General features: G+C 68.1%; 1 protein-coding gene. It reads left to right on the top strand.

The features are described from left to right. Positions 1-24 precede the first annotated feature (24 nt). A complete protein-coding gene (locus D7X74_RS42365) occupies positions 25-387 on the top strand; it encodes a cupin domain-containing protein (RefSeq protein ID WP_120538504.1) in 363 nt (120 codons plus the stop codon). Positions 388-467 lie beyond the last annotated feature (80 nt).

The following is a 467-nucleotide window of genomic DNA, read 5'->3' as shown; positions in this document are numbered from 1 at the left end:
ACTCTATGCTTTGGGACAACCCCTATGCCTACGCTCATCCCCAAGCCCATCCGCGTGACGGCGGTGGGCAACAAGCCGAAGCTCATCGACGAGTACGTGGGTCGGGTGAACTCCAAGACGCAGAACATCAGCGTCGCGCACATGCGCAGCCCGGGTGGGTGGGAGGAGCCGGGGCAGACCCCCGAGTTCCGTGAAATCACCCTGGTGCTCGCGGGCATCCTGCGGGTGGAGCACAAGGGCGGGGTGATGGACGTGCACGCCGGCCAGACGGTGGTGTGCGAGCCGGGCGAGTGGGTCCGCTACAGCACCCCGGAGGAAGAGGGCGCGGAGTACGTGGCCATCTGCACCCCGGCGTTCTCTCCGGGCACCGTGCACCGGGACGCCTGAGGGCGTTGGCGTTCCCGTTCCAAGGAGGGCGGAATCCCGGACGGGGGCCTGCCTGCCTGGACGTGTGCAAGGAGTCGGGG

Source organism: Corallococcus sp. CA047B (assembly GCF_003612065.1).
GTDB lineage: Bacteria > Myxococcota > Myxococcia > Myxococcales > Myxococcaceae > Corallococcus > Corallococcus praedator.
This window is presented reverse-complemented; position numbering and strand designations above follow the sequence as displayed.